At 70.2% G+C, this 20,929-nt stretch carries 9 protein-coding genes; 1 reads left to right on the forward strand and 8 read right to left on the reverse strand.

The window, feature by feature from the left end:
• Positions 1 to 60: 60 nt before the first annotated feature.
• Positions 61 to 1,506 carry an NCS2 family permease gene (locus tag ACTMTU_RS27195; protein ID WP_441266083.1) on the reverse strand — a complete coding sequence of 482 codons (1,446 nt, stop codon included), beginning with the start codon at positions 1,504 to 1,506 and terminating at the stop codon, positions 61 to 63.
• Between the two features lie 274 nt (positions 1,507 to 1,780).
• Here ACTMTU_RS27195 and ACTMTU_RS27200 point away from each other — a divergent pair, with 274 nt between their 5' ends.
• Positions 1,781 to 2,458 carry a helix-turn-helix transcriptional regulator gene (locus ACTMTU_RS27200; RefSeq protein WP_441266084.1) on the forward strand — a complete coding sequence of 226 codons (678 nt, stop codon included), beginning with the start codon at positions 1,781 to 1,783 and terminating at the stop codon, positions 2,456 to 2,458.
• A gap of 63 nt (positions 2,459 to 2,521) precedes the next feature.
• Here ACTMTU_RS27200 and ACTMTU_RS27205 read toward each other — a convergent pair whose 3' ends face one another.
• From ACTMTU_RS27205 to glgP, 7 genes are all read right to left on the reverse strand, one after another.
• Positions 2,522 to 2,992, reverse strand: a complete 471-nt coding sequence (locus tag ACTMTU_RS27205; RefSeq protein WP_441266085.1) for a hypothetical protein — start codon at positions 2,990 to 2,992, stop codon at positions 2,522 to 2,524.
• A 114-nt stretch (positions 2,993 to 3,106) separates the two neighbouring features.
• Positions 3,107 to 3,400: a hypothetical protein gene (locus ACTMTU_RS27210; protein WP_441266086.1), complete on the reverse strand. Its 294-nt coding sequence runs from the start codon at positions 3,398 to 3,400 to the stop codon at positions 3,107 to 3,109.
• Positions 3,401 to 3,518: 118 nt separating this feature from the next.
• A complete protein-coding gene (locus tag ACTMTU_RS27215) occupies positions 3,519 to 10,388 on the reverse strand; it encodes an RHS repeat-associated core domain-containing protein (protein WP_441266087.1) in 6,870 nt (2,289 codons plus the stop codon).
• Between the two features lie 126 nt (positions 10,389 to 10,514).
• Positions 10,515 to 14,162, reverse strand: a complete 3,648-nt coding sequence (locus ACTMTU_RS27220) for a LamG domain-containing protein (RefSeq protein WP_441266088.1) — start codon at positions 14,160 to 14,162, stop codon at positions 10,515 to 10,517.
• Between the two features lie 23 nt (positions 14,163 to 14,185).
• Positions 14,186 to 15,742, reverse strand: a complete 1,557-nt coding sequence (locus ACTMTU_RS27225; protein ID WP_441266089.1) for an FG-GAP repeat domain-containing protein — start codon at positions 15,740 to 15,742, stop codon at positions 14,186 to 14,188.
• Positions 15,743 to 16,039: 297 nt separating this feature from the next.
• Positions 16,040 to 17,575 carry an FG-GAP repeat domain-containing protein gene (locus ACTMTU_RS27230; protein WP_441266090.1) on the reverse strand — a complete coding sequence of 512 codons (1,536 nt, stop codon included), beginning with the start codon at positions 17,573 to 17,575 and terminating at the stop codon, positions 16,040 to 16,042.
• A 457-nt stretch (positions 17,576 to 18,032) separates the two neighbouring features.
• Entirely contained in the window at positions 18,033 to 20,708 is a 2,676-nt protein-coding gene (gene glgP, locus ACTMTU_RS27235) for an alpha-glucan family phosphorylase (protein ID WP_441266091.1), read from the reverse strand.
• Positions 20,709 to 20,929 lie beyond the last annotated feature (221 nt).

The following is a 20,929-nucleotide window of genomic DNA, read 5'->3' on the forward strand; positions in this document are numbered from 1 at the left end:
CGGCCCTCACCCGTCATGGAACGCGCTTCCGCCCCAGCCGGTCGGCCGGGCCGCCGGCGGCTACTTGATGCCGAGGAGCTGCTCCAGCGGGTCGATGGCGAAGTAGACGAGGAACAGCACCGCGGTACCCCACAGCAGCCAGTGCACCTCACGGGCCTTGCCCAGGCACGCCTTGATGACCACGTAGGCGATGAAGCCGGCGCCGATGCCGTTGGTGATGGAGTAGGTGAACGGCATGACGACGATGGTCAGGAAGGCGGGGACGGCGACGTCGTAGCGGTCCCAGTCGATGTGCCTGACCTGGGTCATCATCAGGAAGCCGACGGCGACGAGGGCCGGGGCCGCGGCCTGGAGGGGCACGATCGTCAGGACGGGGGCGAGGAAGAGGGCGAGAGCGAAGAGACCGCCGGTGACGAGGTTGGCGAAACCGGTACGCGCACCTTCACCGACACCCGCGGCGGACTCGATGTACGTGGTGGCGGACGAGGAGGAGGCGGCGCCGCCCGCGACGGCGGCAGCACCGTCGATGAGAAGCACGCGACCCAGGCCGGGGACCTGGCCCCGCTCGTCGAGGAGTCCGGCTTCGGCGGTGACACCGACCACGGTGCCCATCGTGTCGAAGAAGTCGGACAGGACCAGCGTGAAGACGAGCAGGACCACGGTCAGCACGCTGACCTGGCCGAACGAGCCGAAGAGGTCGAATTCGCCCAGCAGGGCGAAGTCGGGGGCGGCGAACGGCTTGTCGGGCAGCGAGGGCGAGGTCAGGCCCCAGGACTTGACGTCCGCCAGCTCGTTGACGACGACGGCGACGATCGTCATCAGGACGATGCTGATGAGAATGGCGCCCTTGACCTTGCGTGCGAGGAGCACGATCGTCAGGAGCACGCCGAGGCAGAAGACGAGCATGGGCCAGCCGGTGAGCGCACCGGTGCCGAGCTGCACGGGCACGGTGGTGTTCGCGGCGTCCGGGATACGGGTGACGAAGCCGGCGTCCACGAAGCCGATGAACGCGATGAACAGGCCGATGCCGACGCTGATCGCTTGTTTGAGGGGCTGCGGGATCGCGTGCATGACGGCCTCGCGCAGACCGGTCACCACGAGGACGCAGATCAGCAGGCCTTCCAGCACGATGAGGCCCATCGCGTCGTCCCAGCCCATCAGAGGGGCGACCTGGAAGGCGACGACGGCGTTGATGCCGAGGCCCGCGGCCAGGGCGAGCGGCAGGTTGCCGCCGACACCCATGATCACGGTCATGACCGCGGCCACCAGGGCCGTGACGGTGACCAGTTGCCCGGCGTCCAGCTGCTCGCCGAACTTGTCCTTGGCACTGCTCAGGATGATCGGGTTGAGCACGAGGATGTACGCCATGGTGAAGAACGTGGCGAACCCGCCGCGTATCTCCCGGCCGTATGTCGAGCCACGTTCGGTGATGCCAAAGAACCGGTCGAGCGGGCCGCCGGTTCCGGTGGGCGGCGCGTCGGCCGGGCTGGTCGCGCTGTTCTGCATGGCGGCGTCTCCTGGGCCTACAGGTGGGAGAGAGGGATGACGGGACCGCGGGGAAAGCGCGTTCACGACTGTTGTGCGAACACACATGCGGCACCTCGCGAGCGGATCATACGTGGCCCGACCCGGTACACGACCAGCCAGTGAACGAACGGGAATTGACACCGTCGATCACCTCTGTGGTTTCCTACGAAATCCCTGACGACCTATCCCGCATAACGGGATGCAGGCGACAGCGACCATGGAGTAGCGGCGAGTAACTGCCTACTCTCGCACCGTGCATCCACCCCTCCCATTCAACGCGCGCGCCGCCCGCACCCTGCGCGAGAAACTCGGGATGGCGCACGGCCACGTCGCCTATGGCATGCGCGCCTCCTACGGCATGACCCACATCACCCCCGACCATGTCGCGGCGTGGGAACGCGGCACGGCCCTGCCCACCGCCGACGAACTCACGGCCCTGGCCGGCGCCTTGTGGTGCGCCCCCGGTGAACTCATGGGTCACGCCCGCACCCTGCGCGAGCACCGCCTCGCCCGCGGCCTTCCCGTCGAGGATGTCGCACGTGCCACGGGCCTGACGCTCGACGCCTACCACCGCATGGAAGAGACCGGCCTGTGGACAGGCGACAAGCGCCAGTCGGCCGCTCTCGGCAGCGTTCTCGGGCTTCCCCCGCGCGACTTCATCGCCATCACCGGCCTCGAGGACGAACTGGCCCGTCTCCTCACCGAGGCGGTCTCCACCCGCTGGCAGGCCCACATCCGCGCCATCGCCAAGCTCGTCGCCATCGATCGCCGCGACCTCCAGAACCCCCTGCGCACCATGCAGCAGGACTACCAGACCCTCCTGGCGGCGACCCTCAGCCGCGCCGGCGGCAGCACGGCCTCCGGCGAGGACGGCCGGCGCTACATCGAAGAGATCGTCGACCACTTCTGGGCCCTGCTCCCGGACCATTGAGCGGGCGGCCCGCCGCCGAAAAGCTGTGAGGCTGCTCCGTGCGGGCGCCGGGGCGTCCGCCCGTCAGCCGAGGACGAGACCTACCTCGTCCGCCAGTTGCCGGGCGGTCGGGTTCGTCGCGAGCGCCGGGTGGTCCGCGACGGCGACGGCCAGTTCGCGCCTGATGAAGTCGCGCCCCGCGTCGACGAACTCGTCGACGCGGCACACGACCTCCGCGTCCGTGTAGGTGGGTGACAGCACGAGGTCGTCACCGCGGCGCACGATGCGGATGCGTTCGTCGTTCTCCGTGAAGTCGATCCAGTCGTACGCCACGCGGTCCCGGGCGGACTTCATGACGTCCCGGACCCCGTAGAAGGCGTCGAAGAGCGGCGTCCAGCCCCAGGGAGGGCTGATGTCGATCCCTCCGTGCTCGATCCGCCACGCGCCGAGGAAGCAGTACCACCGCAGGTCGCTACGGGAGACGGCCGTCAGGTCCACGCGGGACTCGTGTCCCTGCGGGCCGTACCGGGCGTCCGCCGAGTAGGCCAGGTGCATGCTCGTTCCTCCCTTTCACCGTTCCACCGTTTCACCGTCGAGGCCGCTTCCGAAGAGGGGGGCCGCCCCCGGTTGCACCAGGGGCGGCCCGCTCCTGCCGTACGCCGGCTCAGGTCACTGCGTCCGGACGGCCCGGGTGGCGAAGTGCACGGGATCGAGCCGGAAACCGGGCTCGTCGTCCGTGAACCGGGACACCCCGACGGCCACCTTCGAGCAGACGACCCAGCTGAGCGAGTCCTCACTGCGCAGCACGAGCGCCAGCAGCGGGTTCGGACGCGGCTTCAGAACTCCCGTGGCGGCGATCTCCGCCATCACAGTGTCGTCCGCCGTCTCCAGGCTGAGGCCGCGGAAGGACCGGCCGATGTTCATCCGCTCCACGGCTTCGAAGCGGAGACCGATCGGTTCCATGTCCTGTCCCTGTCCCCCGGGGGTACGGATGAGGAGCTGCGAGTGCCCCACCCCGTAGATCCACAGGCGGAACCTGAGCGGACTCGACCAGAGGACCTGCCCCCCGGCGTTCGGGCCGTCATTCAAAGGGATTCGCCACCTTTCTCCCGTTGCGGTACCAGGTGACCCGGTTCCAGGCACCCGAGGACTGGCTCAGCCGGTACATCTCCCAGCGCGTCGCTCCCTGCATCTCCGGGGCCGGCTTGAGCGAACTGCCCAGCTTGGCATAGGCCACGGGGTCGTCGATGCCGTCGAGGTTGACGTGGATGCGGGTCTTCCCGTCCTTGAGGAAGTTGTTGACGTGCTCGTACCACCAGGAGCTGTCGTCCCACTCCTTGTAGGTGGTGGCCCCTCGCTCCATGGCGAAGATGTCCAGGGCCATGTCGTCGCCGTCGACCTCCTGCTTGCCCAGGGCGATGTCGTCGCAGTTGTGGACGAGCACGGGAGTCGTCCCGGCCGCCACATAGTAGGCGTGGACGCCTGCGATGGTGAGGTCGTGCGTGCGCTGGCGCTGGTCGAAGAAGTGCTGTCCGGTGAGCTGGATCCGCTCGCCCTCCGGGGTGAGCAGTTCCATTCCGGGCCGCAGGTCGCCCGCCTCGATCCACTTGTGCTCCGACGCCACCCAGAACGGGTGGGTGACCGTCGTGGTGAGCCGGGAGGCGCCGTCGGGGGTGGCGACCTTCAGCTCCACGAAGTGCTTGTCGTCCTCCGTGACGATGGTCCGGACGACTTCGCGGGCCGAGTTCTCGCCCGTGCCGGGGTCCGTCACGGTGACCTTGTCACCGAGTACGACGTCCTTGATCTGTTTGGACGACCCGTCGGCCATCAACACCTTCGCGGCGGGAAGGAAGCTGTGGTTCTCACATGAGTCCTTGTCCCGTTTCTTCTTGTCCGCCTTGGCTTTCGCCTTCTTGGACTTCTCCAGGGCGTCCTTGGCGTTGTCGACCCGCTTCTCCGCCTTGCGCAGATTGCTGATCGAGTCGTAGAGATCGTCGATCAGCGTGAGGGCCTTGTAGACCTTCTTGCCCTTGATCAGCACCTTCAGTGCCGATCCGAGCAGGAGGGACGCCACTTCCGCGGCGGCCTTCAGGCAGGTCCCGATCGCGGGGTTCGAGGCGCAGTCCTGCAGCGCGCTGACCCCGACGATGTCCTTGACCTCTTCGATGATCTTCTCGGTCACCTGCGAGACGGCGTACTCCGCGACGCGGTGGTTCGCCTCCGCCGCCGCGACTTCCTGCTCCTCCTTGGACGGCTTCGGCTTCGGGTCGCCGAACTCCCAGCCGTTCGGGCCCATACGGCAGGTGATGAGCCCTTCCCAGCACTCCGCGGGAATCGCACCCGTCGGGTCGGAGAACGTGACGGGAGAGTTGTTGGCGTACGCGTAGCCGTTCATCTGCTGGGCATTGCCGAAGTCGATCAGCGGATCGACGGAGATGAACTTGCCCAGGGACGCGTCGTATTCACGTGCGCCCAGATGTGTGAGCCCGGTGCTCCTGTCGAGCGTGCCTCCGACGAAGCCCTTCTCGGTGGGCCACGAACCGGGCTCCGCACCTCGTGCGTTGCCGTACGGGTCGAAACGCCTCTGCGTCACGGCGCCGGTGGTCGCGTGGACGGAGAGGTCACCGGTGTTGTGGTGGTCGGCGGACAGGAAGGTGACCATGTTGTCGTCGGTCCGTACGGCGACGTCCTGGCCCGCGTGCGAGTAGGTGCGGGTGGCTTCGGCCTTCGTGGCCCCGGGCTTGAGGCGCAGCTCCATACCCGGCAGGTAGACCGTGGTGCCGTCCGCGTCCTTGCGCTTGAGGCGGTCGCCGTTGGGTCCGTAGACGAAGGTGGTTTCCGAGGCCTCGTTCTGCGGAGTCGTGACGTCGTCGGGGTGCGCGACCTTGGACAGCTTGCCGCCGACGTCCCAGGAGAGCGTCTCGGTGTTGCCGCCGATGGTCCGGGTCTCCATGTTGCCCGCGGCGTCGTAGCCGTACGAGGACTGGCGGTTCCCCGTCGGCGTCTGCTCGACGACCTTGGTCACCGCGTGCGGTCCGGCCGGCCCCTCACCGTAGGTGAAGGTCCGGGTGACGTCCTTGGTCGCGTCCAGGCCGATGTCGTGCGACACGTCCTGGGTGCGGTTGCCGATCTCGTCGCTCCGGTACGACGTCCAGTAGGCGGCCGGGCCTCCGAGGGCCTGGCTGCCCGGCGCCGCGGAACACGCGGCGGGCGCGGTCCCGTCGACGGGCGCGATCGTGCCGACCGTGCCCGACCCCGTCGCCGCCTCGGTGTTCGCGGCCGGGGTCCACGCCTCCGACAGACGCCGGTTCTGGTCGTACTGGAAACACTGGACGTCGGGCGTGGGCGCCCCCGCGCCGATGTCGGAGATGGCGAGGACGTTGCCGGACTTGTCGTAGCTGTACCCGGTCTCCTTGACCGGTCCGCCGGTCGAGCCCGCGACGTCGACCACGGCTCGGGTGACGCGCTTGGTGCCGCGCTCGTAGTCGAAGGTCTGCCAGACCTTCTTGCCGCCGGTGTTCTGCTCCAGCTGCAGCAGATCGGTGGTCGGCGACCACACGGTCCCCGTGATGTACGTGGACAGGCCCTGCATGGTCACGGGACGCTGAAGTTCGTCGTACCCGTAGGTGAGCACCTCGGCCTGGAGGCCGCCGGCCGCGGGAAGGCCCGCCGTCTGGACGGTGCCGTCCCTGTTGTAGGTGTTGGTGAAGAGATAGGTGCCCGCCAGGGCTCCCTCGGAGGCCGGCACGACGTGCGCCGTCTTCAAGGGCCGGTACTGATCGTCGAATGCCTGGACGGCCGTTCCGAAGTATTCGGTGGCGCTGGTGTACCGCAGCGACGCGTACTGCTTGCCGAGCGCGCCGACGCGGTCGTAGCGGTTCTCCGTGAGCTTCTTGCCCCCGGAGACCGGACCGTCGTAGGTGGCCAGGACCCTGCCGAGACCGTCGTAGGCCGTCGTCACGGTGGTGTTGCGACCCTCGTGCGTGACGGACACGACCCGGTCCGCGTCGTCGTATCCGGTGATCTTGGTTCCCGCGTCGGGGTCGACGCTCTTCACCTGGCGGCCGCGCTGGTCGTAGTCGAAGGACCAGACGTTCTGCTGTGCGTCGGTCACCGTCTCGAGCTGCCCCGAGGGTGTGTAGGTGTACTTCGTCGCGGTGTACGACGAGGGACCGGAGGACAGCGGGCTGCCGCTCTGGTACTGACGCACCTCCGTCACCTGGCCGGAAGCGTCGGTCAGCGAGGTCGTGGGCACACCGCCCTGCGGCGGGACGACGTGGGTGCGGTCGCCTTCGTGCACGGTGGTCGTACGCCACTGCTCGACACCGGACACCGCGAAGACGGTCGCGGTCAGACGCCCCATGTCGTCGTATTCCTGGCGCGTCTGCGACTCGACCTCGCCGTTCCGCACGATCAGCAGCTGGTCGGACGGCGCTCCGGCGGCGTTGTAGGTGTCGTAGGCGACCTTGAGCTTGCCGCGGCTGTCGTAGAAGGTGTCGGCCACCAGGCGTGTGCCGTTCGGCCCCTGCGCCTGACGCTGACGCGCCCTCAGAAGGCTGTCGTAGAGGCTGTACTCGGTGGAGTACGAGCCGCCCTCCTCGACGATCTCCGTCTTGACGGCCAGGGGTGCGTCCTTGCGGACCAGGTAGCTGTACTTGGTGTTGGGGGTCTGGTTCTCCGCCTTCTTGCGGTCCTGCAACCAGACACCCGAGATGCGTCCGAGGCCGTCGAACGTCATGTCGGTGCGCTTGCCGTTGGGGTCCTGCTGGCCCTTCGACTGCCCCCAGGCCGGCTCGTAGTCCGTCAGGGTGGCGTGGCCGAGGCTGTTGGTCGCCTTGATCTGCGTCGTCAGGCCGTTGACCATCGTGTAGCTGGTCGTGGTGCGCCCCGAGCCGGGGGTGGTGGCGGACGTCGGGCGTCCGTAGCTGTCGTAGCCGTTCTTGAAGGTCTCCTGGTAGGTCGCCGTGGTGCCGTCGTGCGACGCCAGACGCTCGGCGGACGTCTCAAGACCGCGCGTCGGGGCAGCGCCGTGGGCCAGGTTGTCGTAGTAGCTGCGGACGTCGGAGAGCACCTGGCTCTTTCGGTCGGGTGTGACCGAGCAGGCGACGGACACCTCCTCCACCCGCTTGACGCGGTCGAGGAAGTTCTGACCCGCGCCGGTGTTGTCCGCATACCAGGTACGGGTACAGGTGTCGTCCTTCGCGGCGGCGTCCTTCTCCGCCTGGGTGGCCCCCTCCGGGACGACCCGGCCGAAGTCGTTCACCTGTGTGACGCGGCCCGTGCCGGTCGCCGTGTCGTACGTGCTCTCGGAGCGCGACTCGCGCCAGCCGCCGGCCTTGAGGGCGGTGAAGCCCCGCGTGACGGAAGGCTTGACGACCGTCGCCCGCAGGGTGCCCCAGCTCTTGGTCTGGGTGGCGCTGTGGTGCTTCCACGGCTTCTTGATCACCTTGGTGGCGACCGCACCCTCGTTGAACGCCTGGGTCTCGAGCTCGAAGCCGGTGAAGTCCTCGTCGTCCGTGTGAACGGTTCCGGTGGAGTCGGTGACCGTGGCGGCGACCGTGCCGCCGCCGGCCTTCTTGTCACCGTTGAGGCCCTGGAAGTAGGTGTAGTCGACGCGGCTGCGCTGCACGTCCTCGGAGCCGCTGGTGACGGTGACCTTGCCGTACCCCTGCCACTCACCCCAGGTGAGGAACTTCTCGGGGGTGATGCCGTCCGCCTTCGAGTGCCGCCAGCCCGCGGGGCCGTTGTAGTCGTAGCGGGTGACCATCCGGTCGCCGCCGCCGGTGCGGTCCGTCTCCACGATCTCGGCGACCACGTACTTGTGGAACCAGTCGTCGATCGGCTCGATGTGCCCGGGCGCCGCCCACTTGACGGGGTAGCAGCGCTTGGTCGACCCGCCCGGCTGCGGCAGGGTGGGCACGGTGCATTCGGCGGGGGCGAAGTTGATGTCCAGCTGGGCGCCGGTCTCGCTGATCACCGTCGCCAGACGGTAGCGCTTGAACGGTGCGATGTTGTCGCCGATCGCGTCCACCCGGTTGTCCAGCTGCTCGCCGAAGAGCTCCAGCGAGGGCACCTTGGCCACGGTTCCGACCCGGCCCTCGTGGTCGATCTGGGACAGCCACAGCGTCTTCGAGTCGTCACCGTTGTCCAGGAACAGATGCGTGAACAGCCAGGCGTCGACGTCCTGGTAGGCCGTCGCGTCCTTGCGCATCTGGGTGACGACGGCCTTGAGCCGCTTCGTGGTGAAGAACGTCGGCGAGACCTGGTCGGAGCCGCACTTGACCGACGCCTTGCACTCCCGGTCGATCGGCACGTCCGGCCAGCGTGCGGCATTGGCCGATGTCCGCTTGCTCTCGGCACAGTCGAAGGTGGTGTCCGGCAGACAGCGCTCGGTGACGTCGAAGACGACGCGCGCCGGCGCCTTGGCCGCGTAGGCCTGCCCGTCGCGCTGACCGTAGTCGATCCGCTTCAGGTACCCGCCGCGGTCGTACGCCGTGCCGTTGACGTCGGTCTTGCCGTTCAGGGCGTAGTGGTTGACCTCCTTGGCGTAGTAGTGGGAGACGACGTTGTCGTGCGGGTCCTTGACGTAGTCGAGGTTCCAGCGCCAGGCCTGCTTGCAGTGGGCGCTGGTGAACGTCGCGTTGTAGCAGGGTTCCCCGGAGTCGTCGCCGAAGACGGGCAGCGTCCACACGGACGATGTCTCTTCGTTGCCGGCCGCCCAGCCCGGAAGCCGGTTCAGGCCGAAGTAGTACTCCTTGCTGTCCGGGGTGGTGATCCGCCAGTGCTCACCGTCGTTGTCACCGTTGGTGGCTCCGGTCAGCTTCTCCACCTTGGAGCCGTCGGAGTTCGACAGCCGCCACTGGCCGGTCGCGTCGTCCTTGATGATCTGGGACGCGCTGCCGTTGAGCATGATGGTGGCGTTGTCGAACGCCCAGCACTGCTCGGCCGAGCCGTCGTGGCCGTCCTCGGTGCACGGCTTGTACTGACGCTCGATGTACCCGGACTCGTAGCTGAAGCCCTCACCGATCCAGGAGCCCTGGTTGTTGGTGGCGGACGTACGCCCGTCGATGGACTGGGACTGGTACGAGAGCCCGACGGACGGTGCGAGCCCTCCGGCCACCGGCACCGTGCGCATGGGGTAGGACCAGGAGAAGCCACCGGTGGAGCGCGCGACGCTCCAGCTCGCCGACGGCGAGAGGGAAGTCGCTCCGTAGGTCCCCTGGGAGGAGGAGGTCCCCGCGGCCAGTGCCACGAGGGACGCGCCCTGCACCGCCATCGTGGAGGTGCCGGCCGGCTCGGCGGCCGAGGCCGTGATCTCCGCCGAGGCGGTGTTGCGCACCGGGTCGTTCACCGTGGGCAGCGGCGTGGCGAGCTCGGGGCACGCCTTGCTGCCCGGTTCGGCGACCGCGGCGCACGCGGGGAGCTGCACGAGGCGCAGCCGGGCTCCGTAGGAGCCTCCGTACGCCTCGTCGAACGCCGAGTAGTCCACGGACAGGCGGACCTTGGCGCCGGTCGTGGCGTCGTCCGCGCGCTGGACCCGGAGTACCGCACCGGCTCCGAGGTCGGCGGCCCGCTTCGCCGGCAGGACGTCGACCTTGACCCGGCCGGGCCCGGACGGCACGCCCGAGGCCGCCGCGCGCCCCGTCCTCGCCTTCGGCTGCACGGCGGCGACCGCCACCGGCAGGCCGCCGACCGTGACGGCCTGCGCGGCGCTCGCGGTCACGGCGACCTCGCCGCTGCCGCCCTTCGGCCACGTGGCCTTGTCGAGGCGGGTGACGGCGGCCTTCTTCGCCGGGTTTCCCGGCCGGGGCTTCGCCTTGGCGTCCCTGCCCTTGAGCGGGTCGATGTCCTGGACGCCGGGTCGGCCGCGGCCCGGTTCCTCGAGCGGCACGGCCTCGACCGTGGTGCCGGTCAGGGCGATGGTCACCCCGAGAGCGGTGGCTGCGAGCAACCGCCCTGGTATGCGCCGGTTCAGCAACCGGCCACGAAATGGCATCTCGTGTCTCCACACGTAGATAAGGGATGGGACGGCCGACGGGCGGGGGTGCAGGCAGTGCGGCACCCCCGCCCACCGGGATCACATGTCCGGCAGCGCCATCGGGTTGGACATCTGCTGGATGGCGCTCTTGTCCGCGGCTCCGCTGTAGACACGGACCTCGTCGATCGCGCCCGCGAAGTGCTCGCTGCCGCCGCCGAGTGCCGAACGGCCCACCTGGAGGGCGCCGGTGGCGGCCCACAGGGTGTCGTCGGTGCCGTGCGCGATGTCGGCGAGCATGCCGTTCACGTACAGCCGGATCTCGTTGGCGAACGCGTCATAGACGACCGCGAGGTGCTGACCCGCCGGATCGGTGTCGGGCAGTTCCTGGTCGTCGGTGAACGACTTCACCGTCGCGGTGGCCGAGTCGGATTCGGCGACCGCGAGCTCCCACATCGACGGCGTCTCCGCGTCCGGACCGGGCCGGTAGCGGACGGCGAGACGATTGGCCGCCGCGCCGGGCAGCGAGAGCACGGTCTGGGCCTTCTCCGGGTCGAGCGTGGTGAGCTGGGCGCGCGCCGTGACCGTGAAGCTCGCGGCACCGGTGACCGGGGCGGTCGCCGTCGTCGCGTAGTCCCCGGCACCGTCCAGGACCATGTGCCCGTTGCCGACCATCGGGAAGGGGTCCGCCGAGAAGGGGTCGGTGGGCGCCAGGTGGATGTGGGCGTTGCCCGCCAGCGTCAGCGCCTGCCCCGCCCCTGTGTCCGGGGACGAGCCCGAGGTGGCCGCGTCGAGCTGCCAGTAGTTCTTCCGCTCGGGCTTGACCGTCATCATCTCCGCCACCTGCGCGGCGGGCAGGACGCGGTCGAAGACGCGGACCTCGGCGAGGTCGCCGTCGAAGTTGTCCCGGTAGCCGCTCTTGGCCGTGGTGCGGCCGAGCTGCAGCGGGCCGTAGGAGCGCCACACCGAGCGGCGGGAGGCGGTGCCCTTCGAGTCCTTGTTGACGTAGAGCCGCAGTTCGGACTTGGTGGCGTCGTAGACGCCGGTCAGCAGGACCCACTGGTCGGGGACGACGCTGACGCCCGTGGCGACGGCCTTCCACTCGCCGAGCGTGTCCACGTCGGTCACCGGGACGGAGAACGCCCAGGTGCCGGCCGTCTGGTCGTAGCCGAGCGTGAAGCCCGGTTCGCCGGTGCCGTCCTGGCTGACGACGGCCATGTCACGGGTGGGCGTGCCCTTCGGGCGGACCCAGGCGCTGACGCTGAAGCTCTTCGAGGAGTCGAGGACCGTCTCGTTGACGTCGGCGTAGGCGGCGGAGGTGCCGTCGAAGCGGGCGGCGGCGTCGGCCTTGCCGCCGGGGCCCTCCACCCCGAAGGTGACACCGGTGCCGGTGGTCGCCGAGAAGGCTCCGGTCTCGTCGTGCGCCTCTGTGCTGGTCGGCGCGTCGGCGAGGTTCCACTGGGCGGCGACGGGCGTGCCCTCGGTGACGAGGAACTCGTAGTGCGCCTTGGTGCTCGGGTTCTCCGCCTTGTCGACGGCGATGACGTCGACCCAGTGGCGTCCGGCGCGGGTCGGCATCCAGCTCACCGTCGCGGGGCCGCCGGCCGAGGTGGCGTTGATCGTGGTCGTCGGCGTGGCCGTGCTGTCGAACGCGTAGCGGTACTTGACGACATCGGTGTCCGGGACGCTGTCGTTCGGGTTGGGCGAGAAGGTGAACGAGCCGTAGGTGCCGACGCCGTCGTGGTAGACGCTGTTGGACGGGTACTGCTTGGACAGCACGTTCGGCTTGCCCGGCAGCGAGGCGTCGTAGATGAACTCGCAGCGCACCGTGTCCCCGTCGTAGCTCCACGGACCGTATCCGTCGCCGTCGGTGGCGCGTGCGCTCCAGTAGATGACGGTGTTCTGCGGAATCTCCGACCTCACGGTGTGCGTGAACTTGGTGCCGGAGGTCGGTGCCAGCCAGGAGGGCGTGAGGTACGTGTAGCTCTTGGCCACGTTGGTGACCGGGTCGGTCCAGTCGACCTTGAACTCGACCTTCACCTTGTCGGTGCTGCTGCTCGTGTGGTCGGGGTCGCTGGCGATGGCCTGGAGCTGCGGGGGCTTCTCGGCGTAAGGACGGCCCGCGCCGGAGGTGCAGACACCGCCGGGGTCCTGCGACAGCGTGGTGATCTTCCGCGGCAGGTTGTTGTAGCTGATGGAGAGGTACGCGTTGCCGCAGATCCGCTTCCACTCGGGCAGCCGGGTCTCGTCGGCGGCGCGCAGACCGAGCGTCATCGAGGACCAGCCCTCGGCCGCGGCGGTCTTCACCTCGCTGGTCAGCTCACCAGTGGGACCGGCCTCGAAGTGCAGGTTGGCCTGGCTCGAGCAGCTGGTCGGCGAGATGGCCTTGTCGACCGTGCCGATGTGATCCAGCCAGTCGTCCGAGGTGTTGGACCAGCTGGAGGACGACGTGATGCTGTAGTTCTTGCCGCCGATGCGGTAGAGCCGGATCGGCTCCGCGGTCGGCGAGGCGCTGTAGATGTGCTCGACGCGGGCGGAGAACGTGGCGCCGAGGATCTGCTTGCCCTTGTAGAACGACATCGGCATGGTGAACAGCAGCCGCCGCACACCCACCCCGTTGCAGGACACCGGGCTGTAGTCGGTGGGGCACTTGCCCACACCGGCGCTGCCGGAGTACTTCCAGTCCTGCTCGCTCGGCATGCCCGACATCACGCCGGTCCACGCGGTGCGCGAAGTGGTCCGCTGGATCGGGTCGATGACGACCGGGAAGACGGTGTCCTTGCCCTTGAGCAGCTTCTGGTCGGGCACCAGGGACAGCTTGCCCTTGCCGACCTCGATGCCGAGCGGTGAGGTCTTCCCGCCGCCGCCGGGACCGGCGAGCGCGGCCTCGGGTGCGACGGACGGGGCCGGGGCGGCGTCCGCGGACGCGGCGGCGACCGCCTTGGAGACCGCCTTCGGGCCCTGCTTCCTGGCGGCTGCCTCCTTGACGGCGGCCGAGTCCCACATCACCGGCTTACCGGCCTCGAAGACGGTGCCGCCGACGGCGGCGTCCTCGGCCTTGAGGGCGCCGGTGGCGTCCTCCTTCACCGTGAGACCCTCGGACTTCAGGCCGAGGTCGAGCCTGGCGAGGCGCGGATCGGCGGCGGCCTGCGGGGTCTTGACGACGAGGAGGTGGCCGAAGCCGTCCGCCTCGGCGCGCACCGCGAGGTCGACGCCGGGCAGGGCGTCCTTGTAGGTGGCGGTGTCACCGTCGAGGACCGGCGCGGGAAGCTTCCCGTGCGGCCAGGTCAGCGACAGTTCGCGGCCCGCCTGCTTCATGGTGACGAACGGCTTGCCCGCCGTGCCGTCGGAGAACGACAGGCCGACCGCGGCCGCCTTCGGCGCCACGCTGCCGTCGGCGCCGCGAACCAGGGTCCTGTCGATGTCGACCCATGAGCCGCCCTGGAAGGTGCGGACCGGGTCGGTGTACTCGCGGGCGGTGAAGGTGCCGTTGGGCTCGGCGTAGATCTCCCGACGTGCCGTGCGCATGCCCAGGATCTCGATCTTCTTGCCGCTCTTCTTGGCGACCGCGAGGGCCTCGGCCTCCGTCTGCACGGGCGTGCCGGTGCCGACCGCGGCCTGCTCGGGTGCGGCCTCGCTGCCGTCCGAGGCGTCCGGCAGCGCGTTGAAGCCGCCGGTCAGTACGGCGCCGGCCGCCACCGCGGCGATCGCGCCGCGCAGCACGAGGCCGCGTCGTATACGTCTGGACACGTGTCCGTTCTCCCTGTCGTTCATCAGCGGACCGCCGCACCGAATGCGGTGTCGCCGGCGGGAATTCCGTCCCAGCCGGGCTTGAAGGTCTTCGTGGGGGCGCCGCCGCCGGCCGTGCCCCACGGGAAGAGGTGGACGCCGTGGTCGGCCGCCGGCCCGTAGGGCATGCCGACGTAGAGCCCGCCGGGGCTCGCGGCCAGGCTCAGGCCGGCGAGCTGTGTGGAGGCAGGCGCACCGGGGATGCCCCAGCCCGGGTCGATCCACGCGTCGGACGCTCCGGGCGCGCCGACCATGGGGACGATGTGGACGCCGCCCTTCTCCGGGTGCTCCTCGGCCGACTCCTCACCGGGGACGCCGATGGCGAGCCGGGTATTGGTGCCGGAACTGGTGCTGCCGGGCGCGGTGTTGACGGCCGCGAGGCGCTGCCCGAAGAAGTCGCCGGCTTCGCTCGCCTGCTCGACGTCGGCGGTGTCCTGCTCGATCCACTGGGTCTCGGTGAAGCTGCCGCTCGCCGTGATCCTGAAGATCTGGACGGCACCCGCGTCGACCACGCTCTTGAGGTCCTCGCCGGGCACGCCCACGGCGAGCAGCGACTCGGTGGTGGAGGTGGCCCCGGAGGGGCGGTACGGAACCATCGCGAGGGCGGTCCCGAAGCCGTCGCCCACCTCCTCGTTGCCGGCGATCGCGTCCTGGTCCTGGGCGAGGCCGACGAGCGGCTTGGGGTACCCGGAGACCAGGGTGTGGCTGAACACGGCGACGCCGCCCGCGAAGGTGGTGGTGCCGAGCGCCTCGCCGGGGGTCCCGACGGCGAAGTGGGTGGGTGTGGCCACGAGCGTCGAGCCGAACCGGTCGTCGGTCTCGGCCACTCCGGGCACGGCTCCCGCCGTCTCGGTGTCCTGGTGGTTGCCGTGGGCGGTGGTGGCGTCGGCGGAGACGTAGAAGAACGCCCCGGTGTCCGGGACCGTGCCGATGTCCTCGCCGGGAGCACCGATCAGGAGGTACGAGGAACCGCCGGCGGCCTTGCCTGCGGCCAGGGCGTACCCGGTCCAGTCACCGGTTTCGTCGCCGCCGCCCAGCGAATGGGTGGCACCCTGCTTGTGTTCTCTGACGGCCCTGCCGCCGAGGAGACCGGTCGCCGAGCCGTAGATGATCTGCACGAGCCCCGCGTCGGGGGTCTCCAGGTCTTCGTACGGGATTCCGACGGCGAGGTCGCTGCACCCGTCGGCGTCGGCGTCGTAGACCGCGAGGGCGAACCCGTACTGGTCCTCGTTCTCGGCCCCGCCGGGTACTCCGGCGGTCTCCTGGGACAGCTGCAAGGTGCCCTTGCCGCCGCCGTAGACGATGTGTACGAGGCCTGCCCGGGTCTTGCCGTTGACGGTCGCCTCCGGGTCGGCGATCGCCGTGTCCCGGATGCCGTCGCCGTTGAAGTCCGACTCCACGCCGGAGCAGGCGGCGGCGACGGCCGCGGCGGGCGTCACCGGCCCGGCGCCCAGGGCCGAGGCGGTCAGGACGAGCGCGCCGGCGGCGAGCGCCGTCCGTCGTCGCGTGGTGCGTCGTGGCCGACGCGTAGGACTGGTCACTGCGTTGGTTCCTCCCCTTTGCTGCCCGGCTGCTTGCGCCGGAGGATCTCGGCGTCGGCGCCGTGCGGCGCCCACGTGTGTCGAGGGGCCCGTGGGTCCGGGGGCGGCGCCGTTCGCGGTGGGGCCCAGCGGCTTCCGCGGACGGGCATACGTGTCCGAGGGCACGCCGGACACAGCCCTGTGGGGAACTCCGCCACCAAGACAGCTCGTCGGCCCGGGGCGCACGGGGCCCACCGGCACTGCACGGCCCACCTGCGCCGTGGCCCCTCGGCCACGGCGCGGACCGGCCTCCTGCCGTCAGCTCAGGAACGCGCCGAACGCGACGCCGTCGACCGGGATACCGCCCTGACCGGGCCGCCAGCTCTGCGTGGGCGCACCGCCGTTGGGCGTGTTCCAGGGGAAGGCGTGGACGGCCCGGTCGGCGACGGGACCGTACGGGACACCCACGTAGAGCGAGCCGGGGCTCGTGCCGAGGCCCATGCCCGTGAGCATGCGGGGCGCGCGGGCGGCGGGGATGCCGTTGCCGGGCGAGATCCAGCTGTCGCCGGCGCCGGGCGCGCCGAGCAGCGGCAGGATCTGCACGCCGCCCTCCTCCGGGTACGCCTCGGAGGACTCCTCGCCGGGCACGCCCACGGCGAGACGCATCGTCGCCGCGGTGCCGGTGGCGGTCGGGGCGGTGTTGACGGCGGCGAGGCGCTGGCCGAAGAAGTCGCCGGCCTCCGCCTCGCCCTCCGTGTCGGGCTGGTTCTGGTCGATCCAGGTGATCGGCTGTACGGTCCCGTCCGCCTTGACGTGGTACGTGTGCACGGCGCCGGCGTCGACGGTGGTCGCCAGGTCCTCGCCGGGGACGCCGACCGCGAGGAGTGAATCGGAGTTCGAGGTGGCGCCGGCCGGGCGGTAGGGCGCCATCGCCAGGGACGTGCCGTACTGGTCGCCGGCCTGTGCGGTGGTGTCACCGCTGCCGCTGCGGCCCTGGCCCATGCCGAACAGCGGGGCGGGGATGCCGTTGGTGTTGATCGACGGCCGGAAGGCGATCACGGCGCCCGCGAACTCGACGTTCGCGGAGGTGGTGGCGATGGACTCGCCGGGTGCGCCGACGACGAAGTGGCGGTCGGTGGCGGCGATCGACGCGCCGAAGCGGTCGTTGGGCTCGGGGTCCTCCCAGACGCCGGTGCTGTCCTGGGCCACGTGCGCGACGTTGTAGGCGGTGCCGTAGACGTAGTGGAACATCCCCATGTCCGTGCCCTCGGCGCCGTCCTCGCCGGGCGCTCCGATCACGAGGAAGGGGATGTTGGTGGCCGACCTGCCGGCGGCGACGGCGTATCCGACCCAGTCCTCGGCCTCGTAGCCTCCGGCGAGTTTGCCGTCGCTGCCCTGGCGGAAGCCGATGGTGCCGAGCCCGTTCCCTGCCATGCCGGCCGGTGAGCCGTAGATCAGGTGGACCAGGCCCGCGTCCTTGACGGTGCGGTCGGTCAGGTTGATGTCCTCGAAGGGGATGCCGACGGCGATGTCGCTGCATCCGTCGGAGTTGGCGTCGTAGACGGCGTAGGAGAAGCCGAACTGGTCACCGGCCTCCGCCGCGTCCGAGACGTTCGGTGACGCCTGCGAGAGCGCGACCGTGCCCTTGCCGCCGCCGTAGACGATGTGGATCTGCCCGGCCCGCTCCTGACCCGCGACCGTGGCCTCCGGGTCGGCGATCGCTACGTCGCGGATCCCGTCACCATTGAAGTCGTGCTGCGCCCCGGCGCAGCCGGTGGCCGCGACCGCCTGGGTCAGCGGTGCCGCCCCCTGCCCGAGCACGGTGACGGCGCAGGCGAGTGCCAGCGCAGTCACACCACGGGTCGTTCGTGTGCCGATGTACGGCATGTTTCCCCCACCCCGCGCCGTACTCCGCGAGGAGCGGCGACGGCCTTTCGGTTGACCGGTCGTCGGGGCGTTCCCCGGCCCATGGCCGGGGAAGCCCCGTGTGCTCCGGCAGACCGTGTCCGAACGTGGGGAAGCGTTTCCGCGGGGCCTCCCCGCCCCGCGGGTGCTTCGCCGCCCGGTTCCCTGCCCCCACGATCCACGGAAGCGGAACGGGACTATGGCATGCCCACGTCGATCATCACAAGATCACATGTCCGACATGGAGCCATCGATCACGAACACAGGTTGGTCACATGGCCTTTGATGCGAAGTCACGAGCCCTTCACAAAGGGATTCCTGCCGCGTACCACCGGAACAACGGCGTACGGCCGCCCCCTACGGGAGCGGCCGTACCAGGTCCCCGGCCTCTCGGCCTCGTCGCGCATCAGCGCATCAGCACGCCTGCGTCCTCGCCCGCCGTCTCCGTCGGCACGGCGACGAGCCCGACGTCCGAACCCGACGGCAGCAGGCGGTGCGCCGGCAGGATGCGGACCGTGTAGCCGAACGGGCCCGTCCGGTCCAGCGCGAGGGGCCCTTCGTACACCCAGCGCCCCTCGAGGTCCGGGCCGCTCGCCGGCTTCAGCGGGAAGGTCTGGGCGTCGCGGATGGCGTCGTCGGAGTCGACGCGGCCGGCGACCACCTGCACCTCGACGTCGTCCGGCTGGAGTTCGCCGAGCGCCGCCTGGACGCGGATGGTGAGGGTCGAGCCGAGACCCGCCGACGCCACCTGGCCCGCGGCCGCGTCCTGGTCGACGGCCTCCACATGGTCGACGGCCACCTGACGCCAGGCCGAGCGCACCCTGGCCTTCCAGGCCGCGAGATCCTGTGCGCTGGTGGCGTCCAGGGCGCGGTGCGCCCGCGCCGCCGGTGCGTACAGCCGCTCCACGTACTCGCGCACCATGCGGCCCGCGAGCACCTTCGGGCCGAGGGTGGTCAGGGTGCGGCGGACCATCTCGATCCAGCGGTCGGGCAGCCCGCCGGTGCCCCGGTCGTAGAACCGCGGGGCGACCCGCTCCTCGATCAGCGAGTACAGCGCCGCGGCCTCGAGTTCGTCGCGGCGGTCCTCGTCGGTGGACGCGCCGTCGGCGGTGGGGATCGCCCAGCCGAAGTCCGGCTCGAACCACTCGTCCCACCAGCCGTCGAGGACGGAGAGGTTGAGGGCTCCGTTGAGCGCCGCCTTCATACCGCTGGTGCCGCACGCCTCCAGGGGCCGCAGCGGGTTGTTCAGCCAGACGTCGCAGCCCGGGTAGAGCTTCTTCGCCATCGCCATGCCGTAGTCGGGCAGGAAGACGATGCGGTGGCGCACCCGCGGGTCGTCCGCGAAGCGCACCAGCTCCCTCACCAGCCGCTTGCCGCCGTCGTCCGCCGGATGGGCCTTGCCCGCGACCACGATCTGGATCGGCTGGGTGGGGTGCAGCAGCAGCTCCGTCAGCCTCTCCCGGTCACGAAGCATCAGGGTGAGCCGCTTGTACGAGGGCACCCGGCGGGCGAAGCCGATGGTGAGCACGTCCGGGTCCAGCACCCCGTCGATCCAGCCGAGTTCGGCCGCGCCCGCGCCGCGCTGGCGCCAGGAGGCGCGCAGCCGCTCCCGCACCTCCATGACCAGCTGTTCGCGCAGCGACCTGCGCAGCTCCCAGATGTCGGCGTCGGGGATGTTCCCGACGGAGTCCCAGCGCCCGGAGCCGCCCACGGAGAGGGCGTCCTCCGCACGGCTGGTGCCGATCTGCCGGGCGCCGAGGCGGAACACCTCCGGCGCCACCCAGGTCGGGGCGTGCACACCGTTGGTGATGGAGGTGATGGGCACCTCCGCGGCGTCGAATCCCGGCCACAGTCCGGCGAACATGCTGCGGCTCACCGCGCCGTGCAGTTCGGAGACGCCGTTGGCGCGCTGGGCGAGCCGCAGTCCCATCACGGCCATGTTGAAGACGCCGGGCTCGCCGCCCGGATAGGTCTCCATGCCGAGCTGAAGGACCTTGTCGACGGGCACGCCTGGCAGTTCCGCGCCCTCGGAGAAGTGGCGTGCGACGAGTTCGCGATCGAAACGGTCGATGCCGGCCGGCACGGGGGTGTGGGTGGTGAACACGGTCCCTGCCCGCACGGCCTCCAGCGCCGCGTCGAAACCGAGCCCGCTGCCGCCGTGCTCGGGCGGCTCGCCCAGTTCGCGGATGCGTTCGAGGCCGAGGAACCCGGCGTGCCCCTCGTTGGTGTGGAACACCTCGGGCGCGGGACGGTCGGTGAGCCGGCAGTAGGCGCGGACCGCCCGCACTCCGCCGATGCCCAGCAGCATCTCCTGGAGCAGCCGGTGCTCGCTGCCGCCGCCGTACAGCCGGTCGGTGACGTCGCGGGCGCCCGGCCCGTTCTCCTCGATGTCGGAGTCGAGCATCAGCAGCGGTACCCGGCCGACCTGTGCGACCCAGATGTGCGCGTGCAACGACCGGCCGCCGGGGAGGGCGAGGGACACCCGGGCCGGGGTGCCGTCCCCCTCGCGCAGCAGGCTCACCGGCAGCTCGTTCGGGTCGAGCACCGGGTAGTGCTCCTGCTGCCAGCCGTCGCGGGACAGGGACTGGCGGAAGTAGCCGTGCCGGTAGAGCAGGCCGACCCCGATCAGCGGTACACCGAGGTCGCTGGCCGCCTTGAGGTGGTCGCCGGCGAGGATTCCGAGGCCGCCGGAGTACTGCGGCAGGGCGGCGGTGACGCCGAACTCGGGCGAGAAGTAGGCGATGGCGGCGGGGAACGCGGGGGTGTCGGGACCGCCGTCGCCGCCGTTGGACTGGTACCACCTGCGACCGTGCAGATAGTCGTCCAGGTCGTCGGCCGCGGCGGCGAGTCTGCGCAGGAAGCGCCGGTCTTTGGCCAGTTCGGCCATACGGGTGGCGGACACGTTCCCGAGGAGCCGCACGGGATCGCCGCCGACGGCCCGCCACCCCTCGGGATCGACGGTCCGGAAGAGCTCTCGGGTCTCGGTGTGCCAGGACCAGCGCAGATTGCGTGCGAGATCGCTGAGCGGCCCGAGCGGTTCGGGGAGGACGGGGCGGACGGTGAATCGACGAATGGCCTTCACAAGTTCACCTTCGCAGGGGAGGTACACATCCGAGCGGACGCAGGACGGTGCGTCCTTTTCCGTCATTTCCGACGGTATCGGTCCGCGCCCTCCGTAACCACGGCGCACGGGTGTCGCACCGGCGCGTTGGCGCATCCGGCGCGTAAACGGCCGTCAGAAAAGTCCGGTTCCCCATACATGACGGGCCGGTCTCTTTTCATGTGTCTTGTGCGACCCCGTAC

The sequence above is a fragment of the Streptomyces sp. OZ13 genome (genome assembly GCF_052068155.1).
Lineage (GTDB): Bacteria > Actinomycetota > Actinomycetes > Streptomycetales > Streptomycetaceae > Streptomyces.